At 40.6% G+C, this 20,018-nt stretch carries 17 protein-coding genes; 11 read left to right on the forward strand and 6 right to left on the reverse strand.

The window, feature by feature from the left end; genetic code table 11:
* Window positions 1–264, forward strand: a 264-nt coding sequence (locus WSC_RS0115790; RefSeq protein ID WP_016956916.1) for an SPOR domain-containing protein, incomplete at its 5' end; no start/stop codon positions are given.
* Complete coding sequence (locus WSC_RS0115795; protein WP_016956917.1) at window positions 245–1,108, forward strand: Dam family site-specific DNA-(adenine-N6)-methyltransferase; 864 nt, start codon at window positions 245–247, stop codon at window positions 1,106–1,108. The genes WSC_RS0115790 and WSC_RS0115795, both read left to right, overlap by 20 nt.
* 105 nt (window positions 1,109–1,213) lie before the next feature.
* Here WSC_RS0115795 and WSC_RS0115800 read toward each other — a convergent pair whose 3' ends face one another.
* Window positions 1,214–1,888, reverse strand: coding sequence for a TorF family putative porin (locus WSC_RS0115800; RefSeq protein WP_016956918.1), 675 nt, complete (start codon window positions 1,886–1,888; stop codon window positions 1,214–1,216).
* 421 nt (window positions 1,889–2,309) lie between these two features.
* Between WSC_RS0115800 and rpe the strand changes: the two genes are divergently transcribed.
* The gene (gene rpe, locus WSC_RS0115810) at window positions 2,310–2,981 is read left to right on the forward strand and encodes a ribulose-phosphate 3-epimerase (RefSeq protein WP_016956920.1); all 672 of its coding nucleotides are present in this window, start codon (window positions 2,310–2,312) and stop codon (window positions 2,979–2,981) included.
* 676 nt (window positions 2,982–3,657) lie between these two features.
* On the opposite strand, the gene uvrA is transcribed toward rpe, so the two are convergent.
* On the reverse strand, window positions 3,658–6,477 hold the full coding sequence (gene uvrA / locus WSC_RS0115815; RefSeq protein WP_016956921.1) for an excinuclease ABC subunit UvrA: 2,820 nt from the start codon (window positions 6,475–6,477) through the stop codon (window positions 3,658–3,660).
* Window positions 6,478–6,671: 194 nt separating this feature from the next.
* Between uvrA and WSC_RS0115820 the strand changes: the two genes are divergently transcribed.
* Together WSC_RS0115820 and ssb are read left to right on the forward strand one after the other, a co-directional pair.
* Window positions 6,672–8,048, forward strand: a complete 1,377-nt coding sequence (locus tag WSC_RS0115820; RefSeq protein ID WP_016956922.1) for an MFS transporter — start codon at window positions 6,672–6,674, stop codon at window positions 8,046–8,048.
* A 9-nt stretch (window positions 8,049–8,057) separates the two neighbouring features.
* Entirely contained in the window at window positions 8,058–8,660 is a 603-nt protein-coding gene (ssb, locus tag WSC_RS0115825; protein ID WP_016956923.1) for a single-stranded DNA-binding protein, read from the forward strand.
* Between the two features lie 311 nt (window positions 8,661–8,971).
* Here ssb and WSC_RS23095 read toward each other — a convergent pair whose 3' ends face one another.
* Window positions 8,972–10,243 carry a CHRD domain-containing protein gene (locus WSC_RS23095; RefSeq protein WP_016956924.1) on the reverse strand — a complete coding sequence of 424 codons (1,272 nt, stop codon included), beginning with the start codon at window positions 10,241–10,243 and terminating at the stop codon, window positions 8,972–8,974.
* A gap of 101 nt (window positions 10,244–10,344) precedes the next feature.
* Here WSC_RS23095 and WSC_RS0115835 point away from each other — a divergent pair, with 101 nt between their 5' ends.
* From WSC_RS0115835 to WSC_RS0115850, 4 genes are read left to right on the forward strand one after another with little or no spacing between them, the layout of a single operon-like run.
* A complete protein-coding gene (locus tag WSC_RS0115835) occupies window positions 10,345–10,926 on the forward strand; it encodes a hypothetical protein (protein ID WP_016956925.1) in 582 nt (193 codons plus the stop codon).
* Between the two features lie 16 nt (window positions 10,927–10,942).
* Window positions 10,943–12,208, forward strand: a complete 1,266-nt coding sequence (locus WSC_RS23100; protein WP_016956926.1) for an MFS transporter — start codon at window positions 10,943–10,945, stop codon at window positions 12,206–12,208.
* Between the two features lie 27 nt (window positions 12,209–12,235).
* Entirely contained in the window at window positions 12,236–12,751 is a 516-nt protein-coding gene (locus WSC_RS0115845) for a DUF2937 family protein (RefSeq protein WP_016956927.1), read from the forward strand.
* A 12-nt stretch (window positions 12,752–12,763) separates the two neighbouring features.
* Window positions 12,764–13,345 carry a thioredoxin family protein gene (locus tag WSC_RS0115850; RefSeq protein ID WP_016956928.1) on the forward strand — a complete coding sequence of 194 codons (582 nt, stop codon included), beginning with the start codon at window positions 12,764–12,766 and terminating at the stop codon, window positions 13,343–13,345.
* 23 nt (window positions 13,346–13,368) lie between these two features.
* Here the strand turns inward: WSC_RS0115850 and WSC_RS0115855 are convergent, their stop codons facing one another.
* A complete protein-coding gene (locus tag WSC_RS0115855; protein WP_016956929.1) occupies window positions 13,369–14,034 on the reverse strand; it encodes a spermidine synthase in 666 nt (221 codons plus the stop codon).
* 52 nt (window positions 14,035–14,086) lie between these two features.
* Here WSC_RS0115855 and WSC_RS0115860 point away from each other — a divergent pair, with 52 nt between their 5' ends.
* Window positions 14,087–15,007, forward strand: a complete 921-nt coding sequence (locus tag WSC_RS0115860) for a bifunctional GNAT family N-acetyltransferase/hotdog fold thioesterase (protein ID WP_016956930.1) — start codon at window positions 14,087–14,089, stop codon at window positions 15,005–15,007.
* Between the two features lie 31 nt (window positions 15,008–15,038).
* Here WSC_RS0115860 and WSC_RS0115865 read toward each other — a convergent pair whose 3' ends face one another.
* Both WSC_RS0115865 and glnE read right to left on the reverse strand, forming a co-directional pair.
* Window positions 15,039–15,944 carry an ABC transporter substrate binding protein gene (locus WSC_RS0115865; protein WP_157447318.1) on the reverse strand — a complete coding sequence of 302 codons (906 nt, stop codon included), beginning with the start codon at window positions 15,942–15,944 and terminating at the stop codon, window positions 15,039–15,041.
* A gap of 126 nt (window positions 15,945–16,070) precedes the next feature.
* Window positions 16,071–18,971 (reverse strand): bifunctional [glutamate--ammonia ligase]-adenylyl-L-tyrosine phosphorylase/[glutamate--ammonia-ligase] adenylyltransferase, encoded by a 2,901-nt coding sequence (glnE, locus tag WSC_RS0115870; RefSeq protein ID WP_016956932.1) that lies wholly within the window; start codon window positions 18,969–18,971, stop codon window positions 16,071–16,073.
* A 42-nt stretch (window positions 18,972–19,013) separates the two neighbouring features.
* Here glnE and WSC_RS0115875 point away from each other — a divergent pair, with 42 nt between their 5' ends.
* The gene (locus tag WSC_RS0115875; protein WP_016956933.1) at window positions 19,014–20,003 is read left to right on the forward strand and encodes a hypothetical protein; all 990 of its coding nucleotides are present in this window, start codon (window positions 19,014–19,016) and stop codon (window positions 20,001–20,003) included.
* Window positions 20,004–20,018 lie beyond the last annotated feature (15 nt).

Below are 20,018 nucleotides of genomic sequence, written 5' to 3' on the forward strand. Positions count from 1 at the left end.
GATTCGAAATACTATGTGATACAATTAACCCTCATCAGCTCGGATAAACTGTTGGCTGATTATTTAGCTCACCATACACTGATTGGTGTAGCCAAGGTATACCATTACCAACAGTACTTTGCGGTCACTGTGGGTTTATACCCAAATTTAGTTGAAACAAATAACGCGATAAAAAATTTACCCGCAAGCCTACAAAATAAAGGGGCATTTGCGAAATCGGTTGCAGATATAAAAAAGCGAATAAATGACGATAAAAAACCATAAAAAACAACGAGCTTTTTTAAAGTGGGCCGGTGGGAAATACAATCTAATTGAAAAAATTACTCAATTATTACCCAAAAGACCGGAAACTTTAGTCGAGCCTTTTGTTGGGGCTGGGTCGGTGTTTTTAAACACACAATATAAGCATTATATTTTAAATGATATTAATCCAGATCTCATTGGCTTATATCGGCATTTACAACTAAAACCAGAATGCCTAATTAGCGAATGTGCCAAGCTGTACCAAGATAAATTTAACAACGCAGATGCTTATTATGCAATCCGCACTGAGTTTAACCAAGAAACCGATACCTTTAGACGTGCTGTTATATTCACCTATTTAAATCGGCATGGTTATAACGGTTTGTGTCGCTACAACTTATCTGGCCATTACAATGTGCCGTTTGGCCGCTATGTAAAGCCTTATTTCCCTGAATCTGAGATGTATTTTTTTGCTGAAAAAGCACAAAATGCCACTTTTACACAAATCGATTTTCAGACCTGTATGCAACATGCACCAAAAGGGGCTGTAATATATTGTGACCCTCCGTATGTGAGCTTGAGTGATACGGCTAATTTTACCCAGTATGCTAGAGCTGGCTTCGCGTTTCACGACCAGCAACGTTTGGCTCATACAGCTGCTGAGCTGGCGCTTAAAGGAACAAACACTGTATTGATTAGTAACCATGATACACCTGTAAGTCGCAAGTTGTATCACAATGCCAATATACGCTCGACTAAAGTTTCTAGAGTTATTAGCCAAAAAGTTGAAAACCGCCGAGCCGTTAAAGAGGTGCTAGCACTGTATAAGGTTGGAAGTATTCATCAGTCAACAAAAGCTGTTTAACTAAGCAGAATAGAGTAAATCGCATCTGAACTTTGATTTACTGAATATCAGAAACTAAAAAACCCGCCGAAGCGGGTTTTTGTCATTTAGATTTGATTATCTAAATTATAGGTCGAAGTCTACAGCGTAAGAAACGTAGAAACCTAGAGATTCACCGTCACGGTCTGATTCTACAACACCTAAAGTAAAACCATCTTTAGAAATGCTTGCGCCAACGTCGATACCTTCTGCTGCGAAATCACCATCGTAAGAACCGATATGGAAAGCTGCTTCAATACCTTCCGCAACTTCTAGAGCGTAGTCAGCAGAAATGTAAGTAGAATCACCGAAGCTAGCGCCAGAAGTTTCAGCATTCGCAAGCACAGCAATACCTAAAGTTAAAGCGTCGAAAGATACGCTAGCGTAGATTTCACCGAAATCTAAATCTGTAGCTGCGCCTGCTGGAATCGCGGATTTACGTGGGTAGTTGAAGTATACATAACCTACATCATAAGCAATACCTTCCATTTCACCACTGAAACCTACGTAAAGATCTACTTCTGAAGCTGCGCCGCCATAAACTACGTTTGAGGTCCAAACGCCAGCATAGAAACCAGACTCATCTGCGTAATCGATACCACCAGAAACAGCCGCACCATCGTCAGTTTGAGTCATACCACGCCAGTAATAGTTAGAAGTTACTGCCGCATTTGCTGATAAACCCTCTACCGCCATAGCAGAAGTAGAAGCCATAGTAGATACTGCGCCTAAAATAGAAGCTACAAGTAATGTTTTTTTCATGCTAGTTCTCCAAATTGGAATTTTTCAATTTTCTAAATGTGCTGAAGAGGATTAGCAACCCTCATGCCGATTTTTTAATTTCCCTTAAAAAAAGCGTGTAAAGCCTAATAAATAGGGGATTCATACTTTCTTTTCGTGAACTGCAGCGCCAGTTTATAGCACTTATTTGGCAAAATCACTACAAAACGCTGGTATTCTATGGTGCAAATGTGAACTGGTGTGTATCAATGTGGTGCAATTGAACTGATCTAGAGTCATTAAGTACGACTTTTTGCATCTTTTTAGTTAGTTTTTTATAAATGCTGATTATTTTTTCTTTCTGGTAATATTTTTTATTGCTTTCGTTAGGTTTGGTTTGGATAAAATTAGCGGTTAGAATAGCTGTTATTAACAAATACAAGAATGTTTAGGTATTACGACTATGAATCCTTATTTAATTGCACCGTCGATTTTGGCCGCGGATTTGGCTCGACTTGGTGAAGATGTTGAAAAAGTTGTAGCAGCTGGTGCAGATATTATCCACTTTGATGTAATGGATAATCATTATGTGCCAAATTTAACTTTTGGCCCAGCGGTCTTAGAAGCTTTAAAAAATTATGGTATTAAAGCTGATTTTGATGTGCATCTTATGGTCGAGCCAGTTGATGATTTAATCAATCAGTTTGCTGATGCTGGTGCTGCTTATATCAGCTTCCACCCAGAAGCTAGTAAACATGTAGATCGCTCTATTAGTTTAATTAAACAACGTGGTATTAAAGCGGGTTTAGTACTTAATCCTGCTACATCTTTATCTGTGTTAGATTATGTATTACCTCAGCTAGATTTTGTTTTATTTATGTCGGTTAACCCTGGTTTTGGTGGTCAGTCGTTTATTCCGTTTACCTTAGATAAGATTCGTCAGTTGCGAGCGCGCATTGATGAACTTGGTTTGAATACTCGTATTGAAGTTGATGGTGGCGTTAAAACGAATAATATCGCAGAAGTTGCAGCTGCTGGCGCTGATATGTTTGTTGCTGGCACGGCTATTTTTGGTGCTGACGATTATAAAGTTGCCATTGATGAGATGCGCAGCGAATTAGCTAAGATTGGGTAATTCAATCTTAGCTCTATGCGTGTATCGTTGCGCATAGCTACAGCGCGGCTAGTTCGTTGCCATAGAATGGTCGAGCTAGTTTAATTTGACGGCTCATTTGTGCAATATAGCCGGCCCGAGGTTAGATTACCCACGCAGAAACGCTGTAAACACGTCCGTGTGCGCTCTGACTTTTCATCCCTGAAAAGTAGGTTCTGCTTAGGGTAATTCTAACAACAGCCCTCACTTTATTCGTGTATGCGAATAGACATTCCTTCATGAACAATATCAACTATCTTTCCCTGCATTTGTATTGCTGGCTTTAATCGCGACAAAAATGTTTGATGGGTGATTGGGAGTTGGGGGCAATTCAGTTTGCGGATAGCAACTCATTTGTAAGGAAAGTGCTAGAGCGATAACTTAGAGCAAAATTTCTTTTTCAGGGGCGAATGAAGACCGAAGCACCGCTTCGCAGCTGAATGAGGTGGAGTCATGGATGACGACAGGGCCTGTCATCCATGGAGGGATCTGCTACTCTGACTTATGGAGTATCAGGCTAGCGGTTTTGCGATAGTTATGCTCTAGTGATTTCCGCATACTGCACCATGCTCGAAGCGTTCGGTGAATTGACCGCAACTTCCAAGCACTATTGCACTATGTTAGAAGCGCGGCGAGTTACTAATAGTTGGGACGCCGCTTACAACAGCGGCTTTAAAAACCTTCCTGTATGACTATTTTCCTGTTTAACTAAATCTTCCGGCGATCCAGCAAAGAGAATTTCACCACCACCGCTACCACCTTCTGGGCCTAAATCAACAATCCAATCAGCAGTTTTAATCACATCCAAATTATGCTCAATAATCACCACAGTATTACCGTGGTCTCTTAACCTGTGAATAACCGCCAATAACTGCTCTATATCGTAAAAATGCAAACCTGTGGTTGGCTCATCAAGAATATATAAAGTTTTACCTGTATCTCGTTTCGACAACTCACGCGCCAGTTTAACCCTTTGTGCTTCGCCACCTGATAAAGTTGTCGCAGCTTGGCCTAAACGAATATAACTTAAACCTACATCCATTAAAGTTTGTAGTTTGCGTGAAATTGCAGGAACAGCATCAAAAAATTCGCGCGCATCTTCCACTGTCATATCCAAAGTTTCGTGAATGCTTTTACCTTTATACTTAATTTCTAAAGTTTCGCGGTTATAGCGTTTACCTTTACATTCATCACAAGCTACATATACATCTGGTAAAAAGTGCATCTCAACTTTAATTACACCATCCCCTTGGCAAGCTTCGCAGCGTCCCCCTTTAACGTTAAAACTAAAACGTCCTGGTTTATAACCACGTGAGCGCGCTTCTTGAGTTGCTGAGAATAATTCACGAATTGGGGTGAAAATACCCGTATAAGTTGCAGGGTTTGATCTTGGAGTGCGGCCAATTGGACTTTGGTCTATATCCACCACCTTATCCAAATGTTCTAACCCATGAATGCTTTTATATGGGGCAGGCTGATTTGTGGTCGCCTTGTTAAGTTCAGTTTGCGCCAAACTAAATAAAGTATCATTGATTAAGGTCGATTTACCTGAGCCTGATACACCAGTAATACAAGTTAATAACCCAAATGGAATGGCTAAGTCGACATCTTTTAAGTTATTGCCACTGGCACCTTTTAACTCTATCCACTTATCATTTGGCTTGGTACGCTCTGTCGGCACTTTTATCTGTCTTTTTCCTGAAAGGTATTGGCCAGTAAGTGAATGCTCACTATTTTTTATATCTTCAACTGTTCCTTGTGCAACAATTTCACCACCATGCACGCCTGCTTTGGGGCCAATATCTAATACATAATCAGCGCAGCGAATGGCGTCTTCATCATGTTCAACCACTATTACCGTATTGCCTAAATCACGCAAATGAGTGAGGGTTTTTAACAGGCGCTCATTATCCCTTTGATGTAACCCAATAGATGGTTCATCCAATACGTACATAACGCCGACTAAACCCGCACCAATTTGGCTGGCAAGTCTAATACGTTGTGCTTCGCCACCGGATAAAGTATCAGCACTGCGTGATAGGGTTAAATAGTTCAAACCAACATTAACTAAAAAGCCAAGTCGGTCGTTAATTTCTTTAAGAATTTTATCGGCAATTTGTGCTTTTTGACCTGTCAGCTGCAAGCTATTAAAAAATGCGGATGCTTGTTCTATTGATAAATCCGCAACTTGTGGCAAGTTTGTGTCGGCGACAAAAACGTTACGCGCTTCTTCACGTAATCTTGTACCTTTACAGCTAGGGCAGGCTTGGTTGTTGAGGAATTTCGCCATTTCTTCACGTACTGAGTTAGATTCAGTTTCGCGGTAGCGTCTTTCCATATTCGGAATTATGCCTTCAAATGGATGTTGGCGACGGATAATGTCACCTCTATCATTCATATAGTTAAAATCTAAACTGAGTTTACCCGTGCCGTATAACACTACTTGATGTTGCTCGGCATCTAACTCTTGCCAAGGTGTGGTTACATCAAAACCATAGTGCTCAGCAACGGTTTTAAGCATTTGAAAATAATAAAAACTGCGTTTATCCCAACCTTTAATCGCACCACCAGATAAACTGAGCTCAGGGTTAGTCACCACTCTGTGTTGATCAAAATACTGTTTAACCCCTAAACCATCACAACTGCTACATGCGCCAGATGGACTGTTAAACGAGAATATTCTCGGTTCAACTTCTTGCATGCTATAACCGCAATGAGGGCAGGAGAAGTTCGCTGAAAATACCATCTCATCTTTGGCTGTGTCGTCCATCCAGGCAATAGTTGCTACACCATTTGCAATGTCTAACGCGGTTTCAAAACTTTCAGCTAAACGCGTTTTTAGGTCATCACGTACTTTAAAGCGGTCTACTACCACTTCAATCGTATGTTTTTTATGTAATTCTAAAGTTGGTGGATCAGACAAATCACAAATCTCACCATTCACTCGTGCACGAATAAAACCTTGCGCTGATAAACTTTCGAAGGTTTTAATGTGTTCGCCTTTACGTCCTTTAACAATTGGCGCAAGCAACATGAGTTTACTGCCTTCAGGCAAAGCTAAAACTTGGTCAACCATTTGGCTAACAGTTTGCGCGGTTAATGCTTGTTTATGAGTAGGGCATCTAGGCTCACCGACACGGGCAAATAACAATCTGAGATAATCGTAAACTTCAGTGATAGTTCCAACAGTTGATCTTGGATTGTGCGAAGTACTTTTTTGCTCAATCGAAATAGCAGGGGATAAACCTTCGATATGGTCAACGTCTGGTTTTTCCATCAAAGATAAAAATTGCCTAGCATATGCGGATAAAGATTCAACATAGCGGCGCTGGCCTTCAGCATACAAGGTATCAAAAGCGAGTGACGATTTACCTGAGCCTGACAATCCGGTGATCACAATAAGCTTGTCACGCGGTAAAGTTAGGTCAATGTTTTTTAAATTATGGGTGCGCGCCCCTCTAACTTCGATAGTATCCATATTTGCCCTGCAAACAATTTAACTGTAAATATAGACAGTTATTATGACACAGTTTATTCTGTTGCTTCTAGTTTTTATCCAAACGAGCAAAAGCTTTGTTGTGTTGTATAACGGCCGTTAAAATTTATACAGTACCTAAGCTGATGGCATGTTATACTGTCGCGCTCGTTAGTTAGTTCAGTTATTGCAATTTTATGTCAGAGACATTAACCCGATACGAAAAGAAAATTGCTGCAGTTTTAGCCGGCATATTTAGCCTTCGCATGATGGGCTTATTTATGATCATGCCTGTAATGGCAGTGTATGGTGACCAATTGGCTGGCGTGTCACCTTTATGGATAGGCATAATTATTGGTGCATACGGACTAACCCAAGCTTTATTACAAATCCCTATGGGTTTGCTATCGGATAAAATTGGTCGTCGGCCAGTTATTTTATTAGGCTTAAGTTTGTTTGCGTTGGGTAGTGTAACAGCAGGCATGGCCGAAGATGTTTATTGGGTAGCAGTCGGGCGTTTTTTACAAGGCACAGGCGCTATCGCCAGTGCGGTATTGGCGTTAGCATCCGATTTAACCCGAGAGCAGCAGCGCTCTAAAGTTATGGCCATTATCGGCATGAGCATAGGTTTGTCGTTTGCGGCGGCTATGGTGGTTGGCCCATTATTGGCAGAGCGTTTTGGTTTATCTGGAATATTTTATTTAACTGCAGTATTTGCGGTATTGGGTATGCTGCTGGTGTATTTTCAAGTGCCAGACTCAGTGAGCCGAGGCTCAAACCGTGATGCTATTCCGGTACCAGCGCAGTTGAAACAGTTAGTTAAACATCCACAACTGGCTAAATTAAACCTTGGTGTATTTGTACTACACATGCTTTTAACCTGTTTATTTGTTGCCATTCCTGGTTTATTGGTCAATGCAGGTTTTGCCGCTAATAGCCATTGGATGTTGTATTTTCCTGCTTTGTTGGCTTCATTTGTATTGATGGCGCCCTTATTAATTTGGGCAGTTAAAAGCAATAAAGAGTTAACTGTATTTAAGCTGGCGATTATTTTATTAGCTGTGGCTATGTTAGTTGTATATTTCAGTCAGCAGATATTAATTGGTTTATTTGCAGCGCTTATCGTATTTTTTGTCGCCTTTAATTATTTAGAAGCAAACTTGCCCGCTTGGGTTAGTCGCATTGCACCCGCTGGGCAGAAAGGTTCAGCTATGGGCATGTTTTCAAGCTGTCAGTTTGCCGGTGCATTTGCCGGTGGCATGATAGGTGGGACAGTTTTACAATTGAGTTCAGTAAATGGGCTGTTATTATTTTGTGCTTTAGTTTGTTTACCTTGGTTATGGTTAGCAAATAACTTAATATTACCAGTTAGAACTAAACCCAAAGTGGTGAGTGTGGCGGTAGCAAGCCACCAAATAGCAGAAGATATGGCACAAGCGCTGACTCAAATTAAAGGAATTGAAGAAGCGGTTGTTATCGTTGAAGAACAATTAGCATATTTAAAAGTTTTACCTAAGCAGTTGGACGAACAGGCGTTAGACAGCTACTTAAACCAACATGCGAAACAGAATTAGGAGAAGATAATGGCATCTCGCGGCATCAACAAAGTGATATTAATCGGTAATTTAGGTCAGGATCCAGAAGTCCGCTATATGCCTAACGGCAATGCTGTTGCAAACTTAACTATTGCAACATCAGAAAGTTGGAAAGATCGTAATTCTGGTCAAATGAATGAAAAAACTGAATGGCACCGAGTGGTTATTTTTGGCAAATTAGCTGAAATTGCTGGTGAATATTTACGTAAAGGTTCACAAGTTTATATTGAAGGTAAGTTGCAAACGCGTAAGTGGCAAGACCAACAAGGTCAAGACAGATATACCACAGAAGTTGTTGTTGATATGACTGGCAGCATGCAGATGTTAGATCGCCGTAACGACGGTGGCCAAGGGCAGGGCGCTCAAGGCGGTGGTTATGCAAATAATAACCAAGGTGGATACAATCAAGCACCACAGCAAGGTGGTGGTTATCAGCAGCCAGCAGCTCAACCACAATATAACCAAGCACCACAACAAGGTGGCGGTTATCAGCAGTCTGCACCACAACAACGTCCAGCGCCTGCGCCAGCACCACAAGCAGCGCCGCCAGCAGAACCTAACTTAGATTTTGACGACGATATTCCGTTCTAAAATTTTAACTAATTTAAAATTGAATTAATTTCCCAAAGCCGCATTTTGCGGCTTTGCTATTTGGAATACTGAAATTTAGGATAAAAAAATCCCGCTGGTGTTGCCACTAGCGGGTTACAAGGGAGATACAACAGGAGCACATTTTCAAACACATAATTATAGAGTGTCGAAAATCGGCTTAGTTCAAAATAATTTGCAAATTTTTTAATTATTTTGATTTTGCCTGTTTCTTGGCTTATCCAATAAAAAATCCGCAGCAATATAAAGTGCTGCGGATTTTTTGTTGTTGAGCGAGTTGACGAATAATTCGATTAGTAATTCATCGAACCATTACCGCTTCCATCACCGTTCATATCATGCATATCATCGTCATCTGGCATGAGTTGACCTCTGAGTTCACCAGACGCTTGAGTGGTCGAATGTACATTGATGTAATACTCATCATCTAAAAAGGCCATAAGTTGCTCAGCGGTGAAACTATCCATCAATGAGAAATTCATTAAATTGCTAGTGTCTTGGACTAAGCCCAACACAACGCCGCCATTCACACCAAGTAAACCTGCATGTATATGTGCCATAGTTGCGTCGTCGACGTCTGTGTGTACATATAAAACTAAATCAGCACCACCATCGTCTTTTTCCATAATAGTCAAAGACGCTAAACCTGAGTGATCTGTGGTGACGGCTGGTACTTCTTGGTCGCCAGTTAGCTCAGTATAAAGTACATGAGTTTTACCTATGGTAATTTGACCTCTTATTTCACCGCCAGCGAAATCAGAACTATGTACATTGACATAAAGTTGACCCATATGGAGTAAATCACTGTTTGTTTGGTCTAAATCTGTCATCACAGACCAATGATTCATATCAGCAGAGTCTTGGGTTAAGCCAACAACCACATCACCATTCACACCAGCGTAACCCTGATGGATATGTGCTGCGGTGGCATTGTCTAAATCCATAGTTGTAACATGCACTTCTAACGTTTCCATTTCATGATCGACTGTTGCCCAACCATAACCCATAGCTTGGGTATCAACCACTGGCACCTCATACATACCCATTAGCTTAAAGTCGCTAATTTCAATATGGTGTGGCAATACTTGACCACGAATTTCCCCAGAAGGGTGTGCGCTGGTATGAAAGTTAATATAGGTTTTACCATTTAACACCGCGGCCAACTCATCAGCTGACAGTGTTGTATCTTGTAACTCCCAAATATCGGCGCTGTCAGAACTTTGATTAAGGCCGACAATTACGCCGCCATTGGTGCCTGCTACGCCCACATGTAAATGTGCAGCGTCGGGGGTTAAATTGTAGATGGTGATCATGCCTTTAATCATCATGTCATCTTCATCTATTTTTATTTCACCCCAGCCCCAAGCGTCGGTATCAACCATAGGGTTTTCTTGATGACCATCTAATTTGACCATTAGCGTGATATATTCATCGTGGTGGGGGTCGTCGTCATCGTCATCATCGGTATTTATTGATATATTACAAGCCATTAAACTCGTTAAGAACAAAGCGGCTATCAGCATTCTAAACCACTGGATGCTCTGCCAATTGGTTGTTGCATTCATTTTGCTATCTCCTATTGCGCTGACATGAACTTTTAAAGTGTAGTCCCATTGGCTGATGTTGCTTGTTTTTTATCCAACTTTTGTTAAGCACATTGCAAATAATGACAACTTTAGTAACAAATACTCAGCTTGGTATTTTTGATGCAAGCAAAATGAATTTAGATGACTTTGGTTTTAAGTTACTCAATGCTGCGTTGCCGTTATTGCAGTCTACGCCTGCAGAACAAATACCAATACGGCAGTTGAGCGGCGCTATTGGTTGTGTACCATCGACTTTGTTAAATAAATTATCCTCCTACCAGCTATGTTGGCAGTTTATCGCAGACAAATGTTTTAGTTATTGGTTAGATATTAGATTGGACAAGTGTACTCAGCTGGCGGATTTAGCCGATTGTTTATATGAATTGGCGGCCGAGCAGCCTTTTGTTTGGCGACTGATTTTTGAATATGCACCGGATCAGGCTGCGCATTTAATTGACCATAGTTTGAATCGCCAGCAAATTGTATGTGGTGCTTTATCTGGGTTAATCCGAGACAACAGCAAAGTGAATAGTGTTTGGTATATGCTGTTTGGTTTTTGCCGTTTGTTGGTCACTAACAGGTTAGATAGTTCAGATCATTTAGTCCGGTATCAAGCAGTAAAATACGATTTAATCCAACTTTGCCAAACTAACAAAAGTTAATAAACAGGGATTTCCAATGACAAGTTTTAAGCTACTGACTCAAAAAAACTTTCTGCCTTATTTTTTGGTGCAAAGTTTAGGGGCTATGAACGACAACTTATACAAGAATGTCTTGTTGTTATTTATCGCATTTGTTATTCCGGTCGGTTCTTCTGCTGATTCAGCCTTATTAGTTAATTTGGCGGCAGGGTTATTTATACTGCCATTTTTTATCTTTTCTGGGCATGCTGGCTGGTTGGCCGATAGGTATAACAAGGTCAATATTATTCGCAGACTCAAACTGCTGGAAGTTATATTAATGCTTAGTGCTGCTATTAGTTTGTATTTTCAACAGCTGACTCTGTTATTTATTTTACTGTTTTTTATGGGCACTCAGTCCGCGTATTTTGGGCCGATCAAGTATGCGATATTGCCACAAGTTTTGCCTAAAAATGAGTTGTTGGGAGCAAATGCTTTGGTTGAAATGGCGACTTTTGTCGCTATCTTAGTTGGTACTTTGTTAGCTGGCGTGGTTATGGCGTTTGAACAAGCGATAATCTTTGCTTGTGCTGGTATTATTATCTTAGCTGTTTTGGGATGGCTTGCAGCTGCACAAATTCCACAGTTGCCAGCCACAGAAGAAGCCAAGGTGATGAATATTGGGCAAGCTACAAAAATCGCTTTTTATGCAGCGAGTAAACAGGCAATCAAGGTTATTTTTACCGATAAAAAACTTTTGTACTGTATTTTATTAATCAGCTGGTTTTGGTTTTTGGGCGCAAGTGTATTAACTCAGTTACCCAATTTAGTTAAAGCGTATTTATCAGATAACCCTGCTTATGTGTCCATATTGTTGGCGGTTTTTAGTTTAGCTGTTGGTATTGGTTCGTTATTAAGTAACTATTTAAACAAAGGTAAGGTCAAATTCACTTTAGTTGTACCTGCAGCTTATCTAATGGCTGCGGCCTGCTGTGGTTTTGTTTTAACTTTGGGGTCAGGTTACGACCAAGTGAGTCAGCTACTAACAACATCAGCTTTATTGACCGTATTGGGCATTGCTGGTGGGGTGTTTATTGTGCCTTTATACACTTTTTTGCAAACGCAAGTGAGTGCAAATGTTCGCGCCCAAGTCATTGCAGCAAATAACATTTTTAATGCTATTTTTATGGTGGTTTCGGCAATAGTCGCTATTGTTATATTAGCTATATTGCAGTTGTCTTTAGGGCAATATTTTGTGGTGTTGGGTTTAACGACAGCTATGTTTGTGCACTACTGTATGCACAAGCAATATGCTTGCAATTAAATTGGGTTGGAGAGATAGGCCATCATTATGCGTCAGTATCTAAAAATGATTTGTTTTGCATTTACTTTATTGTATGGCCTACAGGTTCCCGCTTTTGTTGCCAGTTACAAACAAACCTTAGACGCAAGGTTAAGCCAAGCTAAGACTGATTTTGTTGGTTTTCAACAAAGTGCCGATGTGCACTTTAATGGCGATATTCATAAGCTAATTCAGTACTATCAGCAGCATCAAGATATATTGGTGACAGAAAGTGCCGCGAATATTCAAGCTATCTATCAAGCAATTACTCAGCTAGAGCAGCAACAACAAATTCTCAATGCTGGTCAGATTGCAGCAGCCTTACACGTGGCAACACAATATCAAAGTGAAATTTGGTTACAAACAGTTAAACATTACAATTATCAAATTCAATTTAGTCCGCAGGTTATTATATGGGGCATTACAAGCGCATTATTGTCTACCTTACTGTTGGATATTCTATTGGGTTTATTATTTTTAATCGTCGGTTTTAAACAGAGAAAATCGGATCGGCAAACAATTTAGGAGTTTATTTTTATGGTTATGACAGCATCAACTATGATGGAGTTAGGTACTAAAGCAATTGATTTTTCACTACCAGCAACCGATGGCTCACAAGTAACTTTAGCAAGTTTACAACCGCGTAAAGCCTTGGTGGTATTGTTTATTTGTAATCATTGTCCTTATGTTATCCATATCGCACCTAAGTTGGCTGAGCTAGCAAAAAGCTATCAACAGCAAGGTGTGGCCTTTGTTGCTATTAACAGTAATGACGCTGAGCAATATCCAGCAGATAACTTCGACAATATGAAATTAGAAGCAGAGGCGCGCGGTTATACTTTTCCATATTTGTTTGATGAAAGCCAAGAAGTGGCAAAAGCATATGATGCAGCCTGCACACCGGATATCTTTGTTTTTGATGGGCAAGATAGTTTAGTTTATCGCGGCCAATTTGATGATTCGCGTCCATTTAGAATTTCTAGTGGTAATTATGATAGTGAACAAAATCCAGCAACAGGCGCTGATTTAGCCAAAGCATTAGACGAGATTTTAGCCGGTAAAACGCCAAGCCCAGAGCAAAAAGCATCTTTGGGTTGCAATATAAAGTGGAAAGACTAAGGCTAGTTTTGTAATTGGCAGGCTCAACCCTGTTTAACTAAAAATACCCAGTTACGAAAACCAACAATTTTTTCGCCCCACATTACTTCTAAGCCAGCTTGATTTAAGTTGGCTTTTATCCATTGTGCTTCAAAATCTGTTTCCGGTAAAAAGTTGATATAAGCATAACCTTGTTTGGTTAAACTTTCTTTTAATTGCACAAAGTAATCTAAACAAAAGGTCGCCATCAATGACTGATGGGCAGTAAACAAGTCGGTAATAATTAAATCGAACTTTTGCTGATTAGCCATTAAAAACTCAAAGGCGTCACCTTGCTGAATTTCAACTTCGAGTTTGTCCGGGTTGAAGTACTCACTAAACCAGTCTATCACCAACTGACTTTTTTCTATGATAGTGATTTGTGCTTGTGGACGCTGGCTTTTTATATAACGAAAATTGCTGCCGCCGCCTAAACCAAACTCAAGTATTTGGGCTTTTTCGGGGAGTTCTGCGATTAAACCTCGCAGTGGATATTGGTGTGGAAAGGCCAATATATTGTGAGCTGTCTTGTCCATAACCGACTGTACGGTTTGGTCTAGCTTTAACCAAAGATATTTGTCGTTTTGTAAAATCTGCCATTGCAGTTTGCCTTCTTTATGAAAGGCGACAAGTTGACCGTCGGATAGAGAATTTTTAAGTTCGACAAGCACAATATAAACCGTTAATCTTCATTCTGCTTCAATTTATATCAGAAGAAATTGCATGTACCAAATAATCATTCCAAAAACACAGCAGCAGTTAACCAGCTACTATCATTTTAGGTGGCAACAATTGAAGCAGCCCTTGGGCGCACCATTAGGCTCTGAGCGAGATGAATATGACAATCTGGCTGAGCATAGAATGATTTGTAGTAGCGAAGGCAAAGTGCTTGCGGTTGGTCGTTTACACCATGTTAGCCAAGACGAAGCGCAAATTCGCCATATTGCCGTGGCTGATTATTGCCGTGGCAAAGGTTTAGGCTCAATTTTAATGACCACGCTTGAACAAGCTGCGCGCAAACAAAATGCCAAACGTGTGATTACTTTTTCGCGACTCGATACAGTGCCTTTTTTCGAACGCTGTGGTTACCATGTATTAGACAATCCAGTGATTGAACACATGTCGGACCAAAGGTTGAATCGCCGACAGATGTGCAAAAAACTTTCTGAATATGATGTAATTTTGCGCCAGCCGTTATGGTGCAAAGAATTGCAAGAAACCTGGAAAAATCAGATCCCAATTTCTGCGGCTATGGGTATTAAAATCCATCAATATACAGGTGCGCAGCTTGAAGTGCGTGCGGCATTAAATGCCAATTTAAATCTGCATAATACCATGTTTGCTGGCTCTATTTATTGTCTAGCGACACTGACTGGCTGGGGCATGGTGCATATGCAAATGCGCGAGCAAGTGTTAAAAGGTGATATTGTTTTGGCCAAAGGTGATATTAGTTATCGCAAACCTATAACCAATTTGCCTCGGGCGACTGTACATATTAATGATGTAACAGGGGATGTTGCTGTGTTGGCAAAAAAACGCAAAGCTAAGTTAGAGGTGATGGTACGTTTGTTTGATGAGCACGAAGAATGTGGCCAGTTTAATGGGTTATTTGTGGTTTTGCCATTAAGTGATACTAGCGCCTAGTTGTTAAGTTGACTTGTCCTAAGAATTACAATTAGCGTGGCACTATAATGTGCATATCTTGTTTAATACTTTCATCATATTGCACACCCAAATGTGCTGCTGCGCGCAAATTAACTGCTACTTGGAACTTATCCATTGGCTCTACTTTGTAGATAAGGTTGTTATTTAGCGTGTTTTCTGCCATTGAAATTAGGCGTTTACCTAATTGATAATTATCAGGGAACAGTGAAAATAATGCCCCTCGTTTAGCATGGGTTGGTTTACTGGAAAACAGTACAAATTTACGCATCCATGAGGCTTCCAATAAATAAGGTAACACCACTTGATCGTTGGCAGTGACAGTATCTAGGGTTAACCAAATCGAGTCTTTTTTCGGATCGATTCGTTTAAACAATCTATCATAATAGGTCATAGCCGCTTTAATATCATCGGCACGCGTTGCCACAAGCTCGACACCGTGTTTATTTGCGGCTGCTTGGGTACGCGGAATAATCCATTCGGTTGATTGGCTATAGACCATATACACACGCTGGATATGTGGGGCTAGTCTGTCTAATTCCGCAAAAACTATTTCGGGATCATTGGTCATGCTCACACCACCAAAACCATTCGGTTTTATCGGGTAGCCGCCAACCATAACTGGCATATGTTTAACTATATCGTGTGCGTATTTAAAGCCGTAACCACCGAGCATAATAGCGGCATCTGCATTCAATTTTAATAATTCACTTAAAATTGATTCGGAGCCGATACCTTGCTTAAATTCCAGCGGCGTGACTGTTTCGCTGGCATTTTCTTGAATACCTTGAACAATAAGTTCAAATACAGCTTTATACGGTTCTTTAACTTCTGGATAAGCAACCACTATATTGGCAGCTGTAGCAAAACGACTGACAACACAGAAGCACAATGTAATTAATATCCAGAATTTCTTCAAACTCGTGGCCCTAAAATGTTGTTGAGATGACAGGTTTGCCTTAGCCAAGCTTCCGCGACCAAGACAAGCTATTTTGCGCTTTTCAAAACTATTGTTCAAGTTAAGAGTCTGAATAATTCTATAAAATTAGACATCAAATATCTTACCCCAAACCGCTTGTACACATTCAATCGCACGTTTAAAAGGCGTTAACTGTGTCACAACTTTTGCTTGTGCTAACGCTAGTTTGTGCGATTCGTTCCTATATAACTTGTAAGCTTCAATCAAATCTTGTGCTTGTTGTTGGCTAATAACACCAACTTCAGCAGCTGTGGTTAAAATACGGATATTGTCAGAGTATTTACACAGTTCTGGATGTTTGTGCGCGTTGGCCAAAACTAAATACTGAGTAATAAATTCGATATCTGTAATGCCACCGCGTCCTTGTTTGAGGTCGAATTCGCTCTCACCACCCTTCGCTAAATGGTTAAACATTTTATCGCGCATTTCGGTCACATCTTTATTCAGAGTGGCTATGTCACGTTGTTTTGCTAAGATAGTTTTGCGAATATCTTCAAGTTGCTGACATAAATTTTGATCGCCATAGACACAGCGCGCTCGTACCAAAGACTGGTGCTCCCAAGTCCAAGCTTGTTCTTGTTGATAACTCTCAAAACCTGTGACAGTTGCAACCAATAAACCTGAATTGCCCGACGGGCGTAAACGCATATCAATTTCATACAAGATGCCAGCATGGGTTTGTGTTGAATAGATATGCATAATTCGCTGGGCTAAACGAATATAAAATTGGGTGATGCCAACGGCTTTTTCACCTGTGGTTTGTTGATCCGATTTTTGATTGTGGACAAATACTAAATCTAAATCTGAGCCATAACCAAACTCTAAACCACCGAGTTTGCCATAACCTATTACCGCAAAACCTTTGTCGTTAGTGCCAACTAAAGCTTCAGGCACACCATGTTTGTCAACCACTTGTTGCCACGCAATATTGACTACTTGGGCTAAAATGGCTTCGGCTAACCAAGTTAAATGGTCGCTAACTTTCATTAATGGCAGGTGGCCTAAAATATCCGCTACCGCAATCCGTAATTGATAAGCATGTTTAAACTGGCGCAATGTATCCATTATGCTTTCAAGATCTTCAGGGTCTATTCTAAGCAAACGCTCACGTAAATCCGCTTGGTATTTGTTTGGGTCTAATTCTTTGTATAACTGACGTGGATCGAGTAATTCGTCCAATAAAAATGCTTGTTGGCAAAGTTGTTGGGTTATCCACGGACTAGCTTGCAAACAGTCGAGCAAAATAGAGCGAGTTTGTGGGTTTTCAAACAGAAGTTCTAGGTAAGCTGTACGAGTACAAATAGACACTATCAGCTCACGCACGCGATTAATTAATACATGCGCTTGTGGGTAATCTAAACAAGCTTCGATTAAGCGTGGCATCAATTTATCTATTATATCGGCCCCACGTTTACCTACAGCACGCTTTTTAATTTGTTCTTGGCAGTCGCTTATCTGTTGCCAAAACGCAGCAGCATCTACTCTTGAGTGATCGTGCTCTAGTTGGCTGATTGCAGCTTCCGCGTCTAAATTACACAACCAGTAATCAAACTCAATTTCCGCTTGTTCGTCTTCAGCATCATTTTTAATCACTTCTTTAAATACCCGATTCACTTCGCGAGTATGTTGTTCAAGTGCTTGTTTAAAATCATCCCAGCTATTAAAACCCATAGCTACGAATAAACGCTTTTGATCTAGGGTATTCTCAGGCAAGGTTTGTGTCTGTTTATCGGCGATTTGCTGTAAAACATGCTCGGTTTTACGTAAAAAATAATAAGCCTTGGTTAATACGGTAATTTCTTCTGCTGACATTTCGTCGAGCATTTGTAGTTTAATCAAAGCTTCACGGGTCGAGCGGGTACGCAGCTCGGGCTCACGACCACCACGAATCAGCTGAAAAGCTTGTACAATAAATTCAACTTCGCGAATACCGCCTTCGCCTAGCTTGATATTGTTAACCAGACCTTGGCGGCGATTTTCTTGTACTATTAATTGTTTCATTTTGCGCAAAGACTCAATCGCTGAAAAATCTATATAACGGCGATAAACAAATGGGCGAATTAAGTCTTCTAAGTATTTCTTTTCGGGATGATTTTGCCATTGTGTTGGCGTGATGATACGCGCTTTGAGCATAGCATATCTTTCCCAATCACGGCCTTGCTCTTCGTAGTAGTCTTCAAGCATGTTGTAATTCATCACCAAGGGGCCACTATCACCGTATGGGCGTAAACGCATATCGACGCGGTAAACAAAACCATCAACTGTTTGTTGATTGAGCGCGTTGATCAGTCTTTGGCCTAAACGGGTGAAAAATTCGTGATTAGATAAACTGCGGCTTGCCCCTTTGGTTTCTCCTGCATCTGGATAACAAAAGATTAAATCTATGTCGGAGGAAAAATTGAGTTCACCACCACCTAGTTTACCCATGCCTAAAATGAAAAATGGTTGTTCTTCACCATTTTGATTGGTTGGTGTGCCCATCACTTGGGTGAGTATTTGGTACAAGCAGTTAGTCGCTGTTTCTATCAGTTCATCGGCTAGATCTGAGATATATTTGAGCGCTTGGTCTAAATCTATTTGGCCGCTGAAGTCCATCCAAGCTATCCAAGCCATTTGTTGACGGCGATAAAGGCGTAACAATTTACTTAAGCTGATTTCATCTTTAATTTCGCTGGCTTGTTGTTGAAATTCTTGCTGCTGTGCGGCAAAAAATGTGTCTGCATCCGAACTTTGATTTAATAGGCTGTCAAAGAATTGGGGTTGCTTTAATACTGCTTCGCGGATAAAGTCGCTCATCGCACATTGCCATTTCAGCTGGTTTTTATTTTGCTCCGGCATTTGCTCAAATAATCTATTTGAGTCAAGCAGTTGCTGCCAAGCTTTATCGCCCTGAGCTTGTAACTCGCTAGGTAACGCAGAAAAGTCTAATGTGCTAGGTAAAAATTGATTTGGGCGAGTTGAATCCATATTTAAAGCCTTGGAATTGAGATAGCAGAGGACCGCACGGCCATGCCAAAATTATTTAAATCTGTTTGGGTTGTTATCTTTGCCTTTTGGCTCACAGCTTGTGGTGATCCATTAGATGCAAAAATTGACAACCAAATCCAATTTGTTGATATGCAGCTGAAAAAGCTTGAACAAGCTATCAACAACCAACAAATTCGTAACGCAAACCTAATTAAAGAGTATGCACAACAGGTAAGTCAAGCTAAACCACAATTACAAAGCATAGCGAATGAGTTAGCCAAAGACGCAACAACTCGTGGGCCTTTGTATCAAAGTTTAAATAGTCGCTATCAAGAAGCGGCTAAATATGCTGATTTATTTGCTAGCAAAGAAGAGCGTTTAGCTGAGTTGCAAAATCTCTATCAAGCGGCTGATACCACTTTGTTTAATGATGCTTTGTCAGATCCACTTAACGTGCTAGCCGATATGTCAGATGGTTTATTGCCACGTGTTAACGCGGTTAGCCGCGCCGCCAGTTTGCAAGCTAACCAAGCACAAGACTTTGGTGACGGTAGTCAGCTAATTGGTAACCCTGCTTATGGCCAGTGGTCAACTGGTAGCAATGGCATGTCATTTTGGGAATGGTATGGAATGTATGCGCTGATCAGCAATTTAACTGACAGACGGGTTTATTATAACGATTGGGCAGGCCGACGTGACTATAGTTATTACAATGATTATGGGCGTTATCGTTATTCATCTCCGAAACAAATGCGTACCCAAAGCACGATAGAATCTCGTGCACAAAAATCATTTAAAGGTGGTCAATTTAAAAGCGCTTATGCTAAACCTAAAGTCGGCGCAACCAGTATTTCAACCTCTAGCCGCACAGCACAGAATGCAGCAAATAAATTTACCAGTGCTTACGCCAAACCAAAAAGCACCTTTAGTAACAGCAGTAGCCAAAGCCAAAATAAAAAATCAACTTTTGGCCAGTCTAGTTTTCGCAGCAGCTCGTCCGGCTTTAGCCGTGGCGGTTTTGGTGGTAAATAACAAGGATTATTAAGG

The organism is Catenovulum agarivorans YM01 (assembly GCF_000281085.1).
Taxonomy (GTDB): Bacteria; Pseudomonadota; Gammaproteobacteria; order Enterobacterales; family Alteromonadaceae; genus Catenovulum; species Catenovulum agarivorans.

Coding starts and splice junctions, on each gene's coding strand:
- WSC_RS23100 (WP_016956926.1), top strand. CDS start 10,943: ATGACAAGTTTTAAGCTACTGACTCAAAAAAACTTTCTGCCTTATTTT.
- WSC_RS0115860 (WP_016956930.1), top strand. CDS start 14,087: ATGTACCAAATAATCATTCCAAAAACACAGCAGCAGTTAACCAGCTAC.
- uvrA (WP_016956921.1), bottom strand. CDS start 6,477: ATGGATACTATCGAAGTTAGAGGGGCGCGCACCCATAATTTAAAAAAC.
- WSC_RS0115800 (WP_016956918.1), bottom strand. CDS start 1,888: ATGAAAAAAACATTACTTGTAGCTTCTATTTTAGGCGCAGTATCTACT.
- WSC_RS0115845 (WP_016956927.1), top strand. CDS start 12,236: ATGCGTCAGTATCTAAAAATGATTTGTTTTGCATTTACTTTATTGTAT.
- WSC_RS0115875 (WP_016956933.1), top strand. CDS start 19,014: ATGCCAAAATTATTTAAATCTGTTTGGGTTGTTATCTTTGCCTTTTGG.
- glnE (WP_016956932.1), bottom strand. CDS start 18,971: ATGGATTCAACTCGCCCAAATCAATTTTTACCTAGCACATTAGACTTT.
- WSC_RS23095 (WP_016956924.1), bottom strand. CDS start 10,243: ATGAATGCAACAACCAATTGGCAGAGCATCCAGTGGTTTAGAATGCTG.
- WSC_RS0115835 (WP_016956925.1), top strand. CDS start 10,345: ATGACAACTTTAGTAACAAATACTCAGCTTGGTATTTTTGATGCAAGC.
- WSC_RS0115820 (WP_016956922.1), top strand. CDS start 6,672: ATGTCAGAGACATTAACCCGATACGAAAAGAAAATTGCTGCAGTTTTA.
- WSC_RS0115795 (WP_016956917.1), top strand. CDS start 245: ATGACGATAAAAAACCATAAAAAACAACGAGCTTTTTTAAAGTGGGCC.
- WSC_RS0115850 (WP_016956928.1), top strand. CDS start 12,764: ATGGTTATGACAGCATCAACTATGATGGAGTTAGGTACTAAAGCAATT.
- rpe (WP_016956920.1), top strand. CDS start 2,310: ATGAATCCTTATTTAATTGCACCGTCGATTTTGGCCGCGGATTTGGCT.
- ssb (WP_016956923.1), top strand. CDS start 8,058: ATGGCATCTCGCGGCATCAACAAAGTGATATTAATCGGTAATTTAGGT.